The following is a 17,118-nucleotide window of genomic DNA, read 5'->3' on the forward strand; positions in this document are numbered from 1 at the left end:
AGAAAATGGGGCAAGCCAATCATCGCTGATGGTGGTATCAAGTACTCTGGTGATGCTGCTAAAGCCATCGCTGCCGGTGGTAATGCCGTAATGCTAGGAAGCATGCTATCAGGTACTGACGAAGCACCAGGTGATATCTTCGAAGAAGACGGTGTTAAGTACAAAGCTTACCGTGGAATGGGTAGTGTTGGTGCTATGCAACATGGTTCAGCTGACAGATACTTCCAAGGTGAAGTTAACGAAGCTAACAAGCTAGTTCCAGAAGGAATCGAAGCTCGTGTTGAATACAAAGGTTCAGCTAAAGATGTTGTTTTCCAAATGGTTGGTGGTCTTCGCGCCGCAATGGGATACACTGGTTCAAAAGACATTCAAGCAATGAATGATAATGCACAATTTGTTCAAATTACCGGTGCTGGTTTAATCGAATCTCACCCACATGACGTTCAAATTACAAAAGCTGCACCAAATTATAAATAAAAAATGAAAAGATGCTAATTTTAGCATCTTTTTTTGTATAGATTTATATAACAAAGCTTAAGATTATGTTAATATTAATCTATACAACAATTTAAGAAAGAGGGCGGCGTTTCGATGAAAGTACTAGTAGTTGACGACGATCAAGAAATTGCTGAATTACTAAAGATTTACATAAGAAACGAAGGATACGAAACCGTTATCGTAAATGACGGTGAAGCAGCATTAACAGAATTAAGAAAGAACTCAGATGTAGGTCTAATGATCTTAGATATAATGATGCCTAAGATGTCTGGTTTCGAAGTTCTAAAGCGTGTTAGAAGAGAAATCAGTTTACCAATCATGATTCTTTCAGCGAAGGCTGAAGATATCGATAAGATTGAAGGATTAGTTGGTGGGGCAGATGATTACATCACAAAACCATTTAATCCACTTGAAGTAATGGCAAGAATGCATTCTATTTTACGCCGTTATACCGATAAAGTAGTTGTTGGTGAACCAGAAGTATTAAACGTTTCATCATTAACTATTAATCGTGAATCTCATGAAGTTAAGACCGAAGATGGTAGCACAATTCAATTAACTGCAATTGAATTTGGTATTTTATACTTACTAGCTAGCCATCCAGGTCGTGTATACTCAGCGAACGAAATTTTCGAACGTGTTTGGCGTCAAGAAAGTATCATTTCAGCTAAGACTGTTATGGTCCATGTTAGTCACTTACGTGATAAGTTAGAAGAAGCTACTGACGGTAAGAAGATTATCGAAACTGTTTGGGGAGTTGGATATAGAATCAATGAAGACTAATACAAAAACAATCAAGCTAACACATAAAGAGCGCATCAGCTTAATTACTGATGCTGTTTTAACTAGTTTGTTTATTTTAATTATTAACTTTTTGGTTTTTTTTGCTACAGAGGTATACTATTCCACTCATCCTGATTGGCGAAATGCTTTAATTCGTTTTGGAAACTCCTTGATAGCTGGAAATCATATTGAATTATGGAGTTGGAGTAATGGATTTATTGTTATGATAGCCGCTCTTGATATGTTTGTTTTGTATATTAGATTATTTATGCATTATAAACGTATACAAGAACAACACATTATTCGTGATTTACACTACATAGCTGATGGTAATTTTGACTATACAATTCCCTATAAACTATTAGGTGATGATCAAAAAATAGTTGATAGTATTAATATATTGGTCAATAACGTTATTCATTCAATGTCAGAAGAATTAAATACTGAACGTTCTAAGGATGAATTAATTTCAAATGTTTCTCATGATATTAGAACACCATTGACTTCAATAATTGGGTACTTGGGATTGATTGAGAATAAACAATTTACCAGTGAAGAAGAGCTATATAAATTTATACACGTTGCATATTCTAAAGCCAATCAAATGAAGTCTTTAGCTGATGATTTGTTTGAATATACTAAGATTACTGATAAGGATTTTAATAAGTTAGAAACTCATAAGATTGAAATGAAGGCTATGCTAGATCAAATTGCTGCGGAATTCGATTTAGAGATGGACGAAATGGGAATGCAAATTCATAGTAAAACTAACTTTGATAACTTGATAATTGATGCCAGTCCTAATGATTTAGCTCGTGCTATAAATAATTTAATAACTAACGCATTAAAATATGGTATTGGTGGAAAGAATATCTATATTGAAGGTTTTAGGGTGAATGAAAAAGAATTAGAAATTAAGGTTTCTAATGATGGAGAAAAGATTCCTGAAGAATCACTAAATCATGTATTCGATCGCTTTTACCGAGTAGAAACTTCCAGAAATAAATCTACCGGGGGAACTGGTTTAGGTTTAGCAATTGTTTATGAAGTGGTTAATATTCATGGAGGATATTGTTCAGTAGCATCTAGTGATGAACTAACAACATTTACACTTCATTTGCCAATTAAGCATGGTGAAAAGTTAGAGCCAAGCAGACATGAAGAGGAAAATCAGGAGGTCATCGAAGATGCTAAATAAACTTGCTATTAAGAGTAACTTAGTAATAGTAAGTCTAATGATTTTACTATCCACACCTGTGATGGCTTCAGCTGCTACGAACGTTGCTGACTCCAATACTAGTAAGGCTGTGGAAATTAAGAGAAGTCAGTTATTAGATAAAGAAACAAGTTATTTATTAAAACACAATCAACCACTTTCATTAACTGCTAAAGCAGCTATTGCAATTGATTACAAAACTGGTCAAGTTTTATATGAGAAAAACGCTTATCAATCGTTACCAACTGCTTCAATGAGTAAGGTGCTAACTTTATATGTAACACTTAAACATATTAAGGAAGGCAAAATTCATTGGAATGATAAAGTTACTATCAATAAAGCATTACATGACCTAAGCGTTGATCATAACTATGCTAATGTTAAATTAACCTTAGGTAAGAAGTATACAATTAGACAGCTATATCAGGCCGCCCTATATTCTGAAAATGCTGCGACAATGGCTTTAGGTTATGGAGTTGCACATGGAAGTACGCAACGATTCGCATTAATGATGCGTTCTGAAGCCAAGAAAATCGGTATTACTGATGCCAAAGTTTATACTGCTTGTGGATTAACCAATGGTGAAGTAGGTTCGCTTGGTTTTGCTAATGCTTCATACAATGCTGAAAATGAATTATCAGCACGGGACATGGCATTGTTAACAATGAATATTTTACGTTTGTATCCACAAATTCTAAAAACCAGTTCAGCTAATACGACCCAATTTGAAAATACCACTATGTTAAATTGGAATTGGATGATAAAAGGTCGTAGCCAAGCACTACCAGATATTAAGGTTGATGGTTTAAAAACGGGAACTTCAGATACTGCTAAAGCTTGTTTTACTGGAACTGCCGTAAAAAATGGTCACCGTATCATTACAGTGGTAATGGGAGTTCCGAATGGTGGCCAATATGATCCAGCTCGTTTTATTCAAACTAGAAAGTTAATGAAATACGTTTACGCTAAATACCATTATGTGAATTTAAATAAGGGCGAAAGTCTCTCTGTTGCAACTAACCGCCAGCATAATAGTGTGATTGATGTCCCTAATGGGAAACAAGAATCAGTTGAACTAGGGGTTAAAGATAATCAAGGTGTTTGGTTGACTAACAAGCAAAGCTTGAAAGTTACTAAGATTAGTGCGATTAGTAAATACGCGAAAGGCAATGGTGTTGACGCTGGAAGTTTTAAAGTCGGTGATACAATTGCTCAAGCAAAATTTGCTGGAATTCGTTATATTAAAGGGGTTCCAACAACAGTTAATTTAATCGCGAAAGACCAAATTGATAAGGCTAATATTTTTGTTAGATTTTGGCGTTCAATCACCAACTGGTTCTAAAAAGAGTTATCAAAATGATAACTCTTTTTTTAATGCTCTAAATTAGAATGTAATAAAGTTTGGCTAAATTTATGCAAATAAGTTAGATAATTTAAAGTAATTTGCGTTATAATATTAATAACGTTTGATTTTTTTCATACAACTTAAATCGTTGAAAATTAAGACCTATTGTTTTTAAACGGGGGAATATTATTTGACAAAGCAAGTACCAAATCCAAATGAACCGCGTTGGCTAACCAATTTAAAAACAGCAATGCCTTTGAATATTAGCTACGTTCCCATTGGAATTGCGTGTGGTATTTTACTACATGCTGCTGGTTTTAATACGTTATTAACCGCATTAGTATCATTAATGGTGTTTTCAGGTGGAGCTCAGTTCTTAATTGCTTCCATGCTGACAATTAATTCACCATTATTATCGATTGTTATCATGATGTTCTTCTTGGAATTAAGATACGCATTATTAGGATCTAGTATCTCTAAGTACTTACAAGGGAAATCATTCTGGTTTACAGTATTCTTTGCCGTTTCATTGAACGATGAAACGTACGCTGTTAACTACTTGAAGCTTTCCACTGATAAGAAGTTTACTGCTGCCGATGCTCTTCAAATCGAGCACTATGCATTAGTGGTGTGGACAGTAAGTACCATCATTGGTAGTGTCGTAGGCTCTTCTTTATCTATTAATTTAACCGTGGTGCACTTTGCGTTAACCGCGTTATTCATTTACATGATTGTGATGCAAATGAAATCACTACTTAAGTTATTGGTGATTATTTTAACAATTGGATTAGCAATATTATTTATGTTATTAATGAAATCCACTTTAGGTTTAGTGGTATCTACATTATTAGCATCTTTTGTGGGATTTTTCGTTGAATCATGGATTAGAAGTCATTACGAAAGATATAAGAAGAATCGTTTACTTCGCTTATTCAAGAACCCTGCTGGGTCACCTGAAGATAAGTTTGAAGAAGAGATGGATTAGTTTGTACAACGGATTAGGAGATACTCTATGGAATGGAATTCAACTCAACACTTTTGGTTGATAATGTTATGTTTTGCAGTTGCATTTATCCCTAGATTTGTCCCACTAGCTTTCTTTAGAACTAGAAAGATTCCTAAGTGGTTTAACGAATGGATGGGTTATATCCCAATTGCATTATTTACTTCATTGGTAGTAAAAGATTTATGTATTACCTCATCATATACTTTATCAGTTGCTGGTAAAGCACCCGAATTAATTGCTGCTCTAATCGTGTTCATCATTGCGTATTGGACTCGTTCAATGGCATTATCTGTTATTTTAGGATTGGCCGCAGTATTAATTCTTGCCGCATTTATATAGACAAAAAACAAATCCCTAGCGAATTTCGCTAGGGATTTTTAAATTATTATATTCGTTATTTTATAGGAAGTTTTTTTATCATGGTTTCAAACATTAGATAAGATCGATACGCATGTCTTCGTCTTTAATCTTGTGAGTAGCTTTAAGCACTTTCACTAGAACTACTGAAATGACAGCAGGAACGACAACGCCTAGGACTAGGTAAGTGATTAACTCTGGGATTCTTTGGGAAGCGATTGTAATAGGGGCGATAAGTGAGTTAAGTCCTAGTCCAGCTAATTTGTAAGATACTGAGAAATGAAATACTAAAGTACCAATTGGTCCAATAATTGCAGAAGAAATCATGCCGGGGATAGCGATGTATGGATTTTTAGTAATATTACCAAATTGCACTTTAGGGGTGATTAAACCTTGAGCGATGTTAGCACCTGGTTTGTTAACGCGGTATGACATTACAGTGTATGAAACAAATTGAGCGGTTGTTCCTAATAAGGCAGCTCCGGAAGATAATGGATCTAGCATAACCGCAATTGCTAGGGCTGCTGAAGAAGCAGGGGTCATCAAGAAGATGGACCAAACAACGGCGATAACAAATGATCCTAAGAATGGGTTAACCACCATTGATTTAGCGATTACACCTGATAGCCAAACCAATGCGGGAGTGGTTACGGTAGCAAATGCTAATGCAGCGATTGAACCAATTCCAGTAGCGGAGAAGGGAACTAAGAACATGTCTAATGGAGTTTTTCCTGTTAAGTACTTTCCAATCATAGTTGCAACGACGGCACCACCTAAGGCACTAACTGGTTGTCCAATCATGAATACAGCGGAACCAGCAGGTTGTGGTAAAACATGGCCTGTTGCAGTGACTGCATTAGTTACTGCGGATGTGAAGAAGACATTGTTCGCACCAACAGTTGCAGCAATCATGGAACTAAATAAAACTAATGTATTCGTTTTTAGTTGAGAGGCGACCGCGGCTCCAATTGCGGGAGCCATTAAGTATTGACAAATTAATCCAATTTGAGCTAAGGCAGTCCAGTGAACAAAATTGGCAATAGCTCCTAATAATAATCCAACACCTAAGCAGACTAAAATGGCATTAGATACCCCGTTAAAAACTAAATAAACACTATCCTTAAACACAGACTTTACTTTGAAATCTGCCATGTTGGCAGCATCCATCTGGGGCGAATCTTTCGCTGTTGAATTTATCATAATTGAATCAACTCCTTTACTTAATATAAGCATAAAATTAAATTTAGATTAGACGTGTTCTAATTAAAATTTAATCTATTTAAACACGGAAATAATATAAAAGCAAGATAAAATAAAAAAACACTGACGAAATTTCATCAGTGTTTTTATTAGGTGATTATTATTTATTTTCGTACATGTAGTCACGAGTAATTGGTAGTTCTTGTCCTGAAGGGCCTTTAGAAATTAAGTATTGCATAACATCAATATTTCCAGCCTTAAATGAACCGGCACAAGTCTTAAGGTATAAGTCCCACATTCTAATGAAGCGTTCGTCATCACCCATTACTTTTTTAACTTCGTCTAAATGATCGTTAAAGTTTCTATCCCAATGTTCCAATGTGTATTGGTAGTGTCTTCTTAATGACTCTAAATCAAAAATTTGAAGACCATTTTTAACGATGTGATCTAGGTTTTCGGTCATTCCTGGAATGTATCCACCTGGGAAGATGTACTTGTTAATCCAACCGTTATAGGCACCACCTTGTTGTCTTGTAATTCCATGAATTAAAGCAACCCCGTGGTCTTTTAAGTATTTGTTGATGCATGAGAAGTATTCGTCTAAATTTTCTTTACCAACGTGTTCGAACATTCCTACTGAAGTAATGTAGTCGAAGTGTTCGTCACCTAATTGACGGTAATCTTGTAGGCGAACTTCTGCTTGATCTTGTAAACCAAATTTTTCAATTTGTGAGTTTACGTAATCACATTGTTCTTGACTTAATGTTACCCCAACCACATTTAAGCCATATTCTTTGGCGGCAGTTAGCATTAATGTACCCCAACCACAACCAATGTCTAGAAGGGTACGACCAGGCTTAGGATTTAATTTTTCGATGATGTGACGTACTTTTCTCATTTGAGCTTCGTATAAGTCACCATCAGGTTCATCAAAGTAAGCACATGAATAAGTCATTGTCTTATCTAACCAAATCTTGTAGAAGTCATTACCAATATCGTAGTGACTTTGGATGTCCTTTTTACTTGTGGACTCATTATGATTTTGCTTAGGTAGGAAATTAATGTATTTATGGTCGCGAATAAAACTAGTTGATTTTTGATATGCAGAAACGATTAAGTCTTCAATGTTACCATCAACGTCAATCTTGCCATCCATATATGCTTCACCTAAAGCAATAGAAGCGTTTTTTCTAATATCCTTAATTGGAATAGGTTCTTTCATGGTAATAACGGCTTTGACTTCGCCATCGCCATATTTTTCAGATTTGCCGTCCCAATAATTTACTTGAATTGGTTCGTTAAATCCGTGTTTAAAAAATGTTTTAAAAAAAGTTTTTTCAAACATGCGAACAGTCCTTTCTCTAATAATAAACCACGAGACCAATTATACTCTTTTGTAATAAATTTTTGTAAAATTTGGACTTATAGAATTTGGTTTAATTAAATAAAATTTAATATTTAAAATGTTATAATGTAGCTACAGAAAAAATAATAGCGAGGTGGCTTATGAAACTGTGGGATAAATTTCTCGCTAACGTTGCTTTAAGACGTTGGTGTGTCTTGATTTTAATCATCTTCGTGCTATTCATTATGCGCGATATGATGAGCATGCTGTTATTGACATTTATTTTCTCATTATTGGTTACTAAATTAGTAAACTTTATTAGAAAATATGTCAAAATACCAGCACCCATTTTAGTGATATTAACATATCTATTGTTTATTGCTGGAATTGTCGCGGTCGTTGCGATTTACTCACCGGTCATTTATGATCAAGCAATCGCAGCATCTAAGCATATCATTCAATTCTATGAAGATCCTAGTAATCTTCATGGAACTACTCAAATTAAAGAAATGATTGTTGAATTCATTCATCGTTCTAATTTCATCAGTGAAATGAAGGGTAGTGTTAGTGTCATCTTTGATTACTTATCAAGTATTGGTCAAATGGGTGTCACATTCTTCTTATCATTAATCTTGAGTTTCTTCTTTACATTGGAAGAAAAATCAATGGCAGAATTTAGTAAACGTTTCTTGGATGCAGAATTTTCATGGTTCTTCCAAGACATTTACTACTTCGCTAAGACTTTTACCAAGACCTTTGGGGTGGTGTTGGAAGCTCAATTCCTAATTGCGCTATTTAATACTATTTTCACAACGGTTGTGTTAGCTATCTTAGGAATTCCTGATTTAATTATTCTTGCTTTAATGGTTTTTGTTTTAAGTTTAGTTCCTGTGGCCGGAGTAATTATTTCACTAGTGCCATTATCAATTGTGGGTTACTCGGTAGGAGGATTTAAATACATCATTTACTTAGTAGTAATGATCGCAGTGATTCATTTTGTGGAAGCTTACGTATTGAATCCAAAACTAATGTCTTCTAGAACAGAACTACCAATTTTCTACACTTTCTGCGCATTATTAATTGGTGAAGAAATTTTTGGTGCCTGGGGATTAATCGTCTCAGTTCCTATTCTAGCGTTCTTCTTAGAACTTTTAGGAGTTAAAGGACAAAAGAAAAAGACAATAAATATAAAGAGAATTACTAAATAGGATGTAAATTTTTCTATTTTGGTGTAGAATTGTATTGTTATTTAAGAAATTGAAAGGGGTTTTCAACTCATGTCAAAACTTGTATTAATCCGTCACGGACAAAGTCAATGGAACCTATCAAACCAATTCACTGGTTGGGAAGATGTTGATTTAAGCGACAAGGGTGTTGAAGAAGCTAAAGAAGCTGGTAAATTAGTTAAGAAGGCAGGTCTAGAATTTGATTTTGCATACACTTCAGTTCTAAAACGTGCCATCAAGACTCTTCACTACGCATTAGAAGAATCAGACCAACTATGGGTCCCAGAAACTAAGACTTGGAGATTAAACGAACGTCATTACGGTCGTCTACAAGGTCTAAACAAAGAAGAAACTGCTGAAAAGTACGGAGACGAACAAGTTCACATTTGGCGTCGTTCATACGATACTTTACCTCCACTATTGAGTGCAGATGACGAAGGTTCTGCTGTAAACGACCGTCGTTACAAGGACTTAGATCCTAACTTAATCCCTGGTGGTGAAAACCTAAAGGTTACTCTAGAACGTGTTATGCCTCTATGGGCTGACGAAATTGCTCCTAAGCTATTAGATAACAAGAACGTTATCATTGCTGCACACGGTAACTCACTACGTGCATTAAGCAAGTACATTGAAAGAATCTCTGATGATGACATCATGGATCTTGAAATGAAGACTGGTGAACCAGTTGTTTACGAATTCAACGATAAGCTAGAAGTAGTAAACAAATCAAAATTAGATAAGTAATAAAATAAAGCCCTTTAAGGGCTTTTTATTTTATATATAAATAAAGATACTAAAAAAGCCATCCTCAATGAGGATGGCTTTAATTTTTATGATTTAGCAGATAACCATTCACGAATACTTGGCCAACTATTGGTGTTAATAATCATTCTTGGTGTGTAAATCAAATCACTGTGATCACCGTTACCGTTGTTGTAAACAGTTCCGGAATCTAGGGTACCGACCCAACCTAAGTGTTGAGTAGCTAAGAATTGAGAAATTCTAGGAGTACCACCACCGTAAGGGTAGGCGAATGACTCTGCATAAGTACCTGTGTGTTTTAGCAGAACTTGTCTTGATTTAACAAAGTCTTTAGTAAAACGATCGTAGTTCTTTGGTAGGTTAAAGATAGGCACTAGGTTAGCAGTTAAGTAATGCATGTTGTTGGTGTGAACACCAATAGTCATTAGCTTACCAGCTTCTTTTTGCGCGTACTTTAATTGTGACCAAGTAGCTAGTTGAGTACCTTCACGGTAACGACCAGTGTTACCAGTGATGATGAAGGTAGTAAATGGATACTTGTACTTCTTCATTACTGGAATGGCGTTATCGATGGTAGTTCTGTCGATATCATCAAATGATAGAACAGCGTACTTACCCTTGATAGGCTTGTTTGAGTTAGTCATCTTAACCATCTCTGCACCTGAAATCACTTTAATGTTGTGATCATGTAAAAACTTCATTTGTTCTTTAAAGTGGTTTAAAGGAACATCAAAATCATGAAGTTGAGAGTTAGTGGATAAAGTTCTTGATAGGTTAACACCTAGGTTGTTCTTTAAAATACGGTGATAACAGAAAACAATAATTCCATTTTTGGCTTTTTCTTCTTGTTTAGTTAAACCGTAGTATTCACTACTACCTTTATCATATTCCACTGATTTGTGGATGGTAAATGACATTAATAGAAATAGTGCAATTCCTAAGACAATAACAATTATCTTACGTTGCTTTCTAGTCATTTTTTTATCTTTATTTGACATCCTTATTGACCCTCCGTAGGTATACCAATCTAAAGCTAGAGTAAATTGCAGTTAATCCTATTAAGAGGATTACAGCGATTAGTAACTTCATATATAGTTGATAGTTTAGATTTAATAATAGGTAGAAACTAACAAAGTCGTCACTGTAGAAGCCGAACAAAAAGGCGAAGTTAACAACTAATACAAAGACGACGTATAGCCATAGGATTGTGAACAATGCGATATGGAATAATCTTCTTAGTAAACTACTTTTCTTTCTAACTACAAATGTTTCGTAATCTTTATCGTAATTTTTTTTCATTATTTTACCCCCCGGTCAGGACTACTCCAGGTACCAACGTTTTCAGGATCTAAGAAGAATGAAACTAAAGCTAAGATACATGAAATTAAGTTGACCATCCAGTAGTAAACAATATATGCAGGGATTAGTAGTAAATCAACAAAGCTTAGTAGGGCTGATTCATGAGATCCAGTAAAACCAATAATAAATTGCAATATACTTACGATGATTAGGACTAGTAAAACGTCACCATCTAATTGAACTTCATGAATTAAGATTAAGTTGAAGAAATATGAAATTGTACTTAGTGCTGTTAAAACAGCCCATAAACTACTAATGATTGTTTCATACATTAATGCTTTTTGAGTAATAGTACCGTGTAATAATAAATCATTGTTCTTGGCGATAACTTCCATACCACCACGAGCCCAACGACGACGTTGCTTAATTAAGTTCTTAGTGTTTTCAGGAACTAAGATCCAACAAACAGCTGATGGTTGGTAACTAACTTGCCAACCTTTACGATACATTCTCCAAGTAATATCGATATCTTCTGTAATAACATCAGTGTGCCAACCACCTACATCAAGTAGGGCGGCTCTTCTGAATCCTACGATAACACCGGAAACGGTATTGATACGACCATATAAGAATGCTTGGGCTTTCTTAATGATATCAATCACACCGATGTATTCTAGTAATTGAAGACGACCTAAAACAGTAGTTCTGTTTCTAACAACTGGTTTACCAGCAATGGCACCTAGTTTTTCATTAGACTTAAGTGTCTTTACCAATTCGCTCACTGAATTTTTAGCTAGTAGGGAATCAGAGTCGATACCGACAATGTATTCACCTTCAGCCACAGCGAAGCCTTGGTTCATGGCGTTAGCTTTTCCTTGGTTAACGTCGATTGGAACAACTTTAATTGTAAATTGGTCAGCGTATTGCTTTTGCAATCTGTACATAATATCTAATGTATCATCATCACTTTTATCATCGATTAGGACTACTTCGAAATTCTTGTAATCGATGTTTGAAATTGATTGGATTGCTTCGTTTAAAGTATCGCTTTCGTTATGGGCGGGAACTAAAATAGAAACTAAATCAGAACCATCCACATTAGCGAATTTTTCGGAACGTCTAAAGATGCTTCCATAGATAGCACCTACGATCCAGATAGCGGAAACGGCAATTGGATAACCAATAATAAAGTCGTTAATTAAACCTAAAAACCACATTATAATGACTTCCTCCTTAAGGATCACTAAATAAATAAGACATTAGAATAAATTTAAATATCTTAATTTGATATTCATATGTATTCCAAAAAACCACATGTTTATCATATTGTAATTATAAAGTAAAAGCTCGAATATATCAAAGTCCGAGCACTCTTGTGACCATCTTATTACAAACAAAAAATGAATTCCATATCTGAAATTCATTTTTAATCTTTTTTAACAATTTGAGCGGTTAAAGTACCGTCTTCATCAACAAACATGATGTGGTGTTCCGGATCGTCTTTAATCGGTCCCATGTCGACCGCCGTATTTTCATCAACAACATTAATAGATTCAAATCTTTGTCTAGCAATACGATGAAGGAGGCTACCGGTTTCATCAAAGACGGATGCTTTTTCAGCAGCTTTGGCTAGTGTATAGCCAGAATCTAAGAATGATTTAATTAATTCAACTTTAATAACAGCAGAGTAGGGATAACGGTGGTTCGTATTTTTGTCACCTTTATGACAACCAATATATCCTTTTTGTTCCCAATATCTGATTTTACTTTGTGGCACATTACAAGTTCTAGATAATCCACCAATGCCAATAGATAAATCTAAGTTACTCATTAAACTCTGAATACGCTTAGAATAGTCATTGATTTCTTCTTTAGAGTATTTCTTCTTCAATAGTGTCACACTCCTTTTTTATATAATTGTTATAAATAATTATATATTTTTTAAAAACGTTGTCAAATTTATTGACAATGTTTTTTTAAGGTTGTATATTAGTCTTTGTCGAAATTTATAGAGGAAATTATTTTTATTGGAAAAGGGGTCAGAATATGAACGTAGATGTAAACGGAAAATCATACAATAAGATTATGTTAGTCATCATCTTATTGGTTGGTACTTTCTGTACTATTTTAAATCAAACAATTTTAGCAACTGCGTTTCCAACATTAATGAAGGATTTCTCCATTAGTACTTCAACAGTACAATGGTTAACTTCTGGATTTATGTTAGTGAATGGAATCGTTATTCCGGTTAGTGCTTGGTTATCTAACCGTGTTAATACTAAATGGCTATACTTAGGCGCAATGGTCGTCTTTGAAGCTGGAACAATACTAGCTTTTTTTGCGCCAAATTTTGGAACACTATTAGCTGGTCGTTTAGTTCAAGCACTTGGAGTAGGAGTAACAATGCCACTACTACAAACTATTATGCTAAGAATCTTTCCACCTGAAAAACGTGGTGCTGCGTTGGGACTATCTGGAGTTGTTATCGGATTAGCACCTGCAATTGGACCAACATTATCAGGTTGGATTTTAATTAACTACACTTGGCGTGATTTATTTGGAATCATTATTCCAATCGTCGCGATTGTGATCTTATTAGGTCTATACTACATGCGTCCAATCCTACCTACTAAGAAAGAAAAGATTGATGTCTTATCATTAATCCTATCAACTATTGGTTTTGGTAGTGCATTATATGGATTCTCAGAAGTTGGTACTGATGGTTGGGGTAGCACTACTGTTATTTCAACTTTAATCGTTGGTGCAATCTTCATCGTATTATTCATTTGGCGTCAATTAGTAATCGACAAGCCATTCTTAGACATTCGTGTTTTCAAGTCAACTAAATTCACAGTTGCTACTATTCTAGGTTCAATTACGATGATGGCTTTAGTTGGTTTTGAAATGGTATTGCCACTATACCTACAAATCGTGCGTGGAATGAATGCGTTCCATTCAGGATTAAGTTTATTACTTGGTGCTTTGATGATGGGGATTGTTTCTCCATTTGCCGGTGCTATCTTTGATAAGCACGGTGCTAGGAAATTAATCGTAACTGGTTTAGTACTATTGTTCTTCGGAACACTTCCATTTGCATACATTACTGAAAACACCGGAATTGTTTACATCATTATTTTATATGCGGTGAGAACATTCGGGATGGCCTTAGTAATGATGCCATCAACTACTTTTGGTATGAACGCTCTACCTGATGACAAGATTAGTCATGGGACTGCCGTTAACAATACTGTAAGACAAGTTGGTGCGGCCATTGCTACTGCTGTTTTAGTTTCAATTCTTACAAATGTAACTACAAACAACATGCCTGCTAAGTCACTATTAAAACTAGATCCATTAGCTTACAAAGATTCTGTGATCTCAGCAACGTTAAATGGATACCACGCAGCATTCTGGGTAGCCGCAGTATTTATCATTATTGGTTTTATTGCAACATTCTGGCTACATGACAGTAAAAGGGGAGGTAAATAAACAATGATTTTATTTGTACTATGTATTTCAGCGTTCTTATTCTTCTACTGCTTCAACTTAGTTACTAAGAATAAGGCACTACACACAATTACTTCAATCGTATTTGCAGTACTATTCATCTTATCTACTTTCTTTATTACTATTAATTTCCATAATCATTATGGGATGCACAAGGTAACAAGTGAAAAGACTTCTACATTAGTATCAAGTATTCCTAAGGGATTTGATGCTTTAATGTACCAACCAATCGGAACTTCTGGTAAAGATAAAGTGGTTATTTTCCGTACCAGTGAAAAACAATCAAAAGCTAACCCTACAAGTACCGATAAGGTAGAAAACAAAATTATTACTATTAATGATAGTAAAGCTAAATTAGTTACTAAGACTGTTAAGTATGAATACAATTCATCAGCTAACAGTTTCTGGTTTGGTTTAGCCCAAAAACCAACACGTGTTAAAACAGTTCATTACTTCTATGTACCAAAATCATGGATGGTATTAACTGTAAACCAAGCAAAAGCACTACCATCTATTATTAAAGAAATTAGTGCTAAGAACAACAATGCTGCAAGTCAAGCTGCCATGAAGCAAGCTGGTGCAGAATATGTGCAAGCCCAAGTAAAAGCAGCTATGATGAAAAATCCTAAGATGACATCAGCTCAACAAAATGCAGTTATCAAGAAAGCAACTGCTGAATTCCAAGCTAAAGCGCAAGCAGAAGCGCTACAAAAGATGATGCCAATGATCAAGGAAGCATTAAGTAAAATTAAATAATGTTGACATTTATTTCAAGGCTGATTATTATGATAGTATCTATTTAATAAATAGCTAAGAAGTAGTTACCAGTATTTAATGTGAACTGGAAATTAGAAACCTAATGTTACTGCAAATTAGGCCGACGCATTAAAGAATTACAGCTACCGAGCTTATCCATATACGGACGAGTCATTTCGTTAACAATGATATGAGAGATTATATTTTTTAATATGATAACTTGGGTGGTAACGCGGATTAACAAACAACATTTCGTCCCTGACAATTTATTTGTCAGGGACTTTTTATTTGGAGGGATTACACATGGACATTATTGATGATTTACAATGGCGTGGTGCTATTAATCAACAAACAGATGCAGAAGGACTAAAGAAAGAAGTTAACGAAAAGAAATTTGGTCTATATGCTGGAATTGACCCAACCGGGGATAGTATGCACGTGGGACACTTAATTCCATTTATGATTTTAAAGAGATTCCAATTAGCTGGATTTAAACCAGTTATTTTAATTGGGGGAGCAACAGGTTCAATTGGTGATCCTTCTGGTAAGAAAGCAGAAAGAAAACTACAAAGTATGGAACAAGTTAAATACAATGAAGAACGTTTAACTAACCAAATGAAGAAGTTATTTGGAGAAGACGGTAAATTCCAAATCGTAAACAACTACGACTGGACTTCACAATTCTCACTATTAGATTTCTTACGTGATTACGGGAAGAGATTTAACGTTAACACAATGTTAAATAAGGAAATTGTTTCAAGTCGTTTAGAAACAGGAATTTCATACACTGAATTCACTTACCAAATTTTACAAGCAATGGATTTTGAACATCTATACAAAAATAATGACGTTGAATTACAAATCGGTGGTGCCGACCAATGGGGTAACATTACCGGTGGTATCGAATTGATTCATAAGACCCAAGGTGCAGATGCAAAGGCATTTGGTTTAACCATTCCATTAATGCTTAAGGCTGATGGAACTAAGTTTGGTAAGACTGAAGGAGGAGCAGTGTGGTTAGATCCTGAAAAGACTACTCCTTACGAATTCTACCAATTCTGGATTAATACAGATGATAGGGATGTTATTAAGTACTTGAAGTACTTCACATTCTTAGATAAAGAAGAAATCGAAGACTTAGAAGATAAGGTTAAAAACGAACCTTGGAAACGTGAAGCGCAACGTCGTTTATCTGAAGAAGTAACTGAATTTGTTCACGGTAAAGATGCTGTTGTCGAAGCGCAAAACATCACTGAAGCATTATTCTCAGGTAACGTTCAAGATTTAACTACTGCAGAAGTAGAAACTGGATTCAAGAACATGCCGTCAGTAGAAGTTAGTGCTAACAAGAAAAACATTGTTGAATGGCTTGCAGATGATACAGAAATTGAACCATCCAGAAGACAAGCTAGAGAAGATGTTAAGAATGGTGCAATCAGAATTAACGGTGAAAAAGTAGATGACGTTGATGCTGATATTGATCCTAGTCAATCATTCGACGGAAAATTTGTCGTTGTTAGAAGAGGAAAGAAAAAGTACTACTTAGCACGAATTAAATAAAAATATTTTTAAAGCGAGTTGATGAAAATCAATTCGCTTTTTTTGTAATATATCATTGACTTTGAATCGGATATCTGGCATAATAATAAAAGTCGTTAAAAAGAATTTCAAAAAGATATTCATTAACGAAAATAAATATTAATAAGTTGTTGACACAGCTTGTTAATCTTGTTATGATATATAAGTTGTCAATTGAGATAACACATAACAAATTGGTAGATCTTTGAAAACTGAACAAGATTGATAATCGATGATGTG

17 protein-coding genes and 1 other annotated feature are annotated in these 17,118 nt (G+C 34.8%); of the genes, 11 read left to right on the forward strand and 6 right to left on the reverse strand.

All coding sequences use genetic code 11. The annotated features are described in order from the left end of the window. The 6 genes from M3005_RS04740 to M3005_RS04765 form a co-directional block, all read left to right on the forward strand. A partial coding sequence (locus M3005_RS04740; RefSeq protein ID WP_293794156.1) for an IMP dehydrogenase occupies window positions 1-477 on the forward strand: 477 nt, incomplete at its 5' end. A gap of 114 nt (window positions 478-591) precedes the next feature. Continuing rightward, window positions 592-1,281, forward strand: coding sequence for a response regulator transcription factor (locus M3005_RS04745; RefSeq protein WP_053949640.1), 690 nt, complete (start codon window positions 592-594; stop codon window positions 1,279-1,281). Further along, a complete protein-coding gene (locus M3005_RS04750) occupies window positions 1,271-2,479 on the forward strand; it encodes a sensor histidine kinase (RefSeq protein WP_293794158.1) in 1,209 nt (402 codons plus the stop codon). The genes M3005_RS04745 and M3005_RS04750 overlap by 11 nt, the downstream gene beginning before the upstream one ends. Continuing rightward, window positions 2,469-3,839, forward strand: a complete 1,371-nt coding sequence (locus M3005_RS04755; RefSeq protein ID WP_293794160.1) for a D-alanyl-D-alanine carboxypeptidase family protein — start codon at window positions 2,469-2,471, stop codon at window positions 3,837-3,839. Before M3005_RS04750 ends, M3005_RS04755 begins: the two co-directional genes overlap by 11 nt. 253 nt (window positions 3,840-4,092) lie before the next feature. Then, window positions 4,093-4,827, forward strand: coding sequence for an AzlC family ABC transporter permease (locus tag M3005_RS04760; RefSeq protein ID WP_293794175.1), 735 nt, complete (start codon window positions 4,093-4,095; stop codon window positions 4,825-4,827). Between the two features lie 27 nt (window positions 4,828-4,854). Beyond that, a complete protein-coding gene (locus M3005_RS04765) occupies window positions 4,855-5,187 on the forward strand; it encodes an AzlD domain-containing protein (protein WP_293794161.1) in 333 nt (110 codons plus the stop codon). 93 nt (window positions 5,188-5,280) lie between these two features. Here the strand turns inward: M3005_RS04765 and M3005_RS04770 are convergent, their stop codons facing one another. Further along, window positions 5,281-6,372, reverse strand: a complete 1,092-nt coding sequence (locus M3005_RS04770; protein ID WP_293794177.1) for a PTS sugar transporter subunit IIC — start codon at window positions 6,370-6,372, stop codon at window positions 5,281-5,283. Window positions 6,373-6,565: 193 nt separating this feature from the next. Next, window positions 6,566-7,750 carry an SAM-dependent methyltransferase gene (locus tag M3005_RS04775; RefSeq protein ID WP_293794162.1) on the reverse strand — a complete coding sequence of 395 codons (1,185 nt, stop codon included), beginning with the start codon at window positions 7,748-7,750 and terminating at the stop codon, window positions 6,566-6,568. Window positions 7,751-7,911: 161 nt separating this feature from the next. Here M3005_RS04775 and M3005_RS04780 point away from each other — a divergent pair, with 161 nt between their 5' ends. Together M3005_RS04780 and M3005_RS04785 are read left to right on the forward strand one after the other, a co-directional pair. Further along, a complete protein-coding gene (locus tag M3005_RS04780; RefSeq protein ID WP_293794164.1) occupies window positions 7,912-8,958 on the forward strand; it encodes an AI-2E family transporter in 1,047 nt (348 codons plus the stop codon). Window positions 8,959-9,027: 69 nt separating this feature from the next. Continuing rightward, on the forward strand, window positions 9,028-9,720 hold the full coding sequence (locus M3005_RS04785; protein ID WP_053949648.1) for a 2,3-diphosphoglycerate-dependent phosphoglycerate mutase: 693 nt from the start codon (window positions 9,028-9,030) through the stop codon (window positions 9,718-9,720). Between the two features lie 86 nt (window positions 9,721-9,806). Here M3005_RS04785 and M3005_RS04790 read toward each other — a convergent pair whose 3' ends face one another. From M3005_RS04790 to M3005_RS04805, 4 genes are all read right to left on the reverse strand, one after another. Further along, window positions 9,807-10,736, reverse strand: a complete 930-nt coding sequence (locus M3005_RS04790; RefSeq protein WP_293794166.1) for a polysaccharide deacetylase family protein — start codon at window positions 10,734-10,736, stop codon at window positions 9,807-9,809. Further along, the gene (locus tag M3005_RS04795) at window positions 10,726-11,037 is read right to left on the reverse strand and encodes a hypothetical protein (RefSeq protein WP_293794168.1); all 312 of its coding nucleotides are present in this window, start codon (window positions 11,035-11,037) and stop codon (window positions 10,726-10,728) included. The genes M3005_RS04790 and M3005_RS04795 overlap by 11 nt, the downstream gene beginning before the upstream one ends. Continuing rightward, complete coding sequence (locus M3005_RS04800) at window positions 11,037-12,254, reverse strand: glycosyltransferase (protein WP_293794169.1); 1,218 nt, start codon at window positions 12,252-12,254, stop codon at window positions 11,037-11,039. Before M3005_RS04800 ends, M3005_RS04795 begins: the two co-directional genes overlap by 1 nt. 209 nt (window positions 12,255-12,463) lie before the next feature. Beyond that, on the reverse strand, window positions 12,464-12,928 hold the full coding sequence (locus M3005_RS04805) for a MerR family transcriptional regulator (protein ID WP_293794170.1): 465 nt from the start codon (window positions 12,926-12,928) through the stop codon (window positions 12,464-12,466). Between the two features lie 155 nt (window positions 12,929-13,083). Between M3005_RS04805 and M3005_RS04810 the strand changes: the two genes are divergently transcribed. The 3 genes from M3005_RS04810 to tyrS all read left to right on the forward strand — a co-directional run bounded on the left by M3005_RS04810 (window position 13,084) and on the right by tyrS (window position 16,860). Next, window positions 13,084-14,526: an MDR family MFS transporter gene (locus tag M3005_RS04810; RefSeq protein WP_293794171.1), complete on the forward strand. Its 1,443-nt coding sequence runs from the start codon at window positions 13,084-13,086 to the stop codon at window positions 14,524-14,526. A gap of 3 nt (window positions 14,527-14,529) precedes the next feature. After that, window positions 14,530-15,300 (forward strand): DUF4811 domain-containing protein, encoded by a 771-nt coding sequence (locus tag M3005_RS04815; RefSeq protein ID WP_293794172.1) that lies wholly within the window; start codon window positions 14,530-14,532, stop codon window positions 15,298-15,300. A gap of 47 nt (window positions 15,301-15,347) precedes the next feature. Next, window positions 15,348-15,563: a binding site (T-box leader), on the forward strand. Between the two features lie 40 nt (window positions 15,564-15,603). Continuing rightward, on the forward strand, window positions 15,604-16,860 hold the full coding sequence (tyrS, locus tag M3005_RS04820; RefSeq protein ID WP_293794173.1) for a tyrosine--tRNA ligase: 1,257 nt from the start codon (window positions 15,604-15,606) through the stop codon (window positions 16,858-16,860). Window positions 16,861-17,118 lie beyond the last annotated feature (258 nt).

It is taken from the genome of Apilactobacillus sp., assembly GCF_025290035.1.
GTDB lineage: Bacteria > Bacillota > Bacilli > Lactobacillales > Lactobacillaceae > Apilactobacillus.

Excerpts from the sequence above, each read along its gene's own strand:
- M3005_RS04775 (WP_293794162.1), bottom strand. The coding sequence starts at position 7,750 with ATGTTTGAAAAAACTTTTTTTAAAACATTTTTTAAACACGGATTTAAC.
- M3005_RS04785 (WP_053949648.1), top strand. The coding sequence starts at position 9,028 with ATGTCAAAACTTGTATTAATCCGTCACGGACAAAGTCAATGGAACCTA.
- M3005_RS04795 (WP_293794168.1), bottom strand. The coding sequence starts at position 11,037 with ATGAAAAAAAATTACGATAAAGATTACGAAACATTTGTAGTTAGAAAG.
- M3005_RS04760 (WP_293794175.1), top strand. The coding sequence starts at position 4,093 with ATGCCTTTGAATATTAGCTACGTTCCCATTGGAATTGCGTGTGGTATT.
- M3005_RS04750 (WP_293794158.1), top strand. The coding sequence starts at position 1,271 with ATGAAGACTAATACAAAAACAATCAAGCTAACACATAAAGAGCGCATC.
- M3005_RS04755 (WP_293794160.1), top strand. The coding sequence starts at position 2,469 with ATGCTAAATAAACTTGCTATTAAGAGTAACTTAGTAATAGTAAGTCTA.
- M3005_RS04780 (WP_293794164.1), top strand. The coding sequence starts at position 7,912 with ATGAAACTGTGGGATAAATTTCTCGCTAACGTTGCTTTAAGACGTTGG.
- M3005_RS04765 (WP_293794161.1), top strand. The coding sequence starts at position 4,855 with ATGGAATGGAATTCAACTCAACACTTTTGGTTGATAATGTTATGTTTT.
- M3005_RS04745 (WP_053949640.1), top strand. The coding sequence starts at position 592 with ATGAAAGTACTAGTAGTTGACGACGATCAAGAAATTGCTGAATTACTA.
- M3005_RS04770 (WP_293794177.1), bottom strand. The coding sequence starts at position 6,372 with ATGGATGCTGCCAACATGGCAGATTTCAAAGTAAAGTCTGTGTTTAAG.
- M3005_RS04815 (WP_293794172.1), top strand. The coding sequence starts at position 14,530 with ATGATTTTATTTGTACTATGTATTTCAGCGTTCTTATTCTTCTACTGC.
- tyrS (WP_293794173.1), top strand. The coding sequence starts at position 15,604 with ATGGACATTATTGATGATTTACAATGGCGTGGTGCTATTAATCAACAA.
- M3005_RS04800 (WP_293794169.1), bottom strand. The coding sequence starts at position 12,254 with ATGTGGTTTTTAGGTTTAATTAACGACTTTATTATTGGTTATCCAATT.
- M3005_RS04810 (WP_293794171.1), top strand. The coding sequence starts at position 13,084 with ATGAACGTAGATGTAAACGGAAAATCATACAATAAGATTATGTTAGTC.
- M3005_RS04790 (WP_293794166.1), bottom strand. The coding sequence starts at position 10,736 with ATGTCAAATAAAGATAAAAAAATGACTAGAAAGCAACGTAAGATAATT.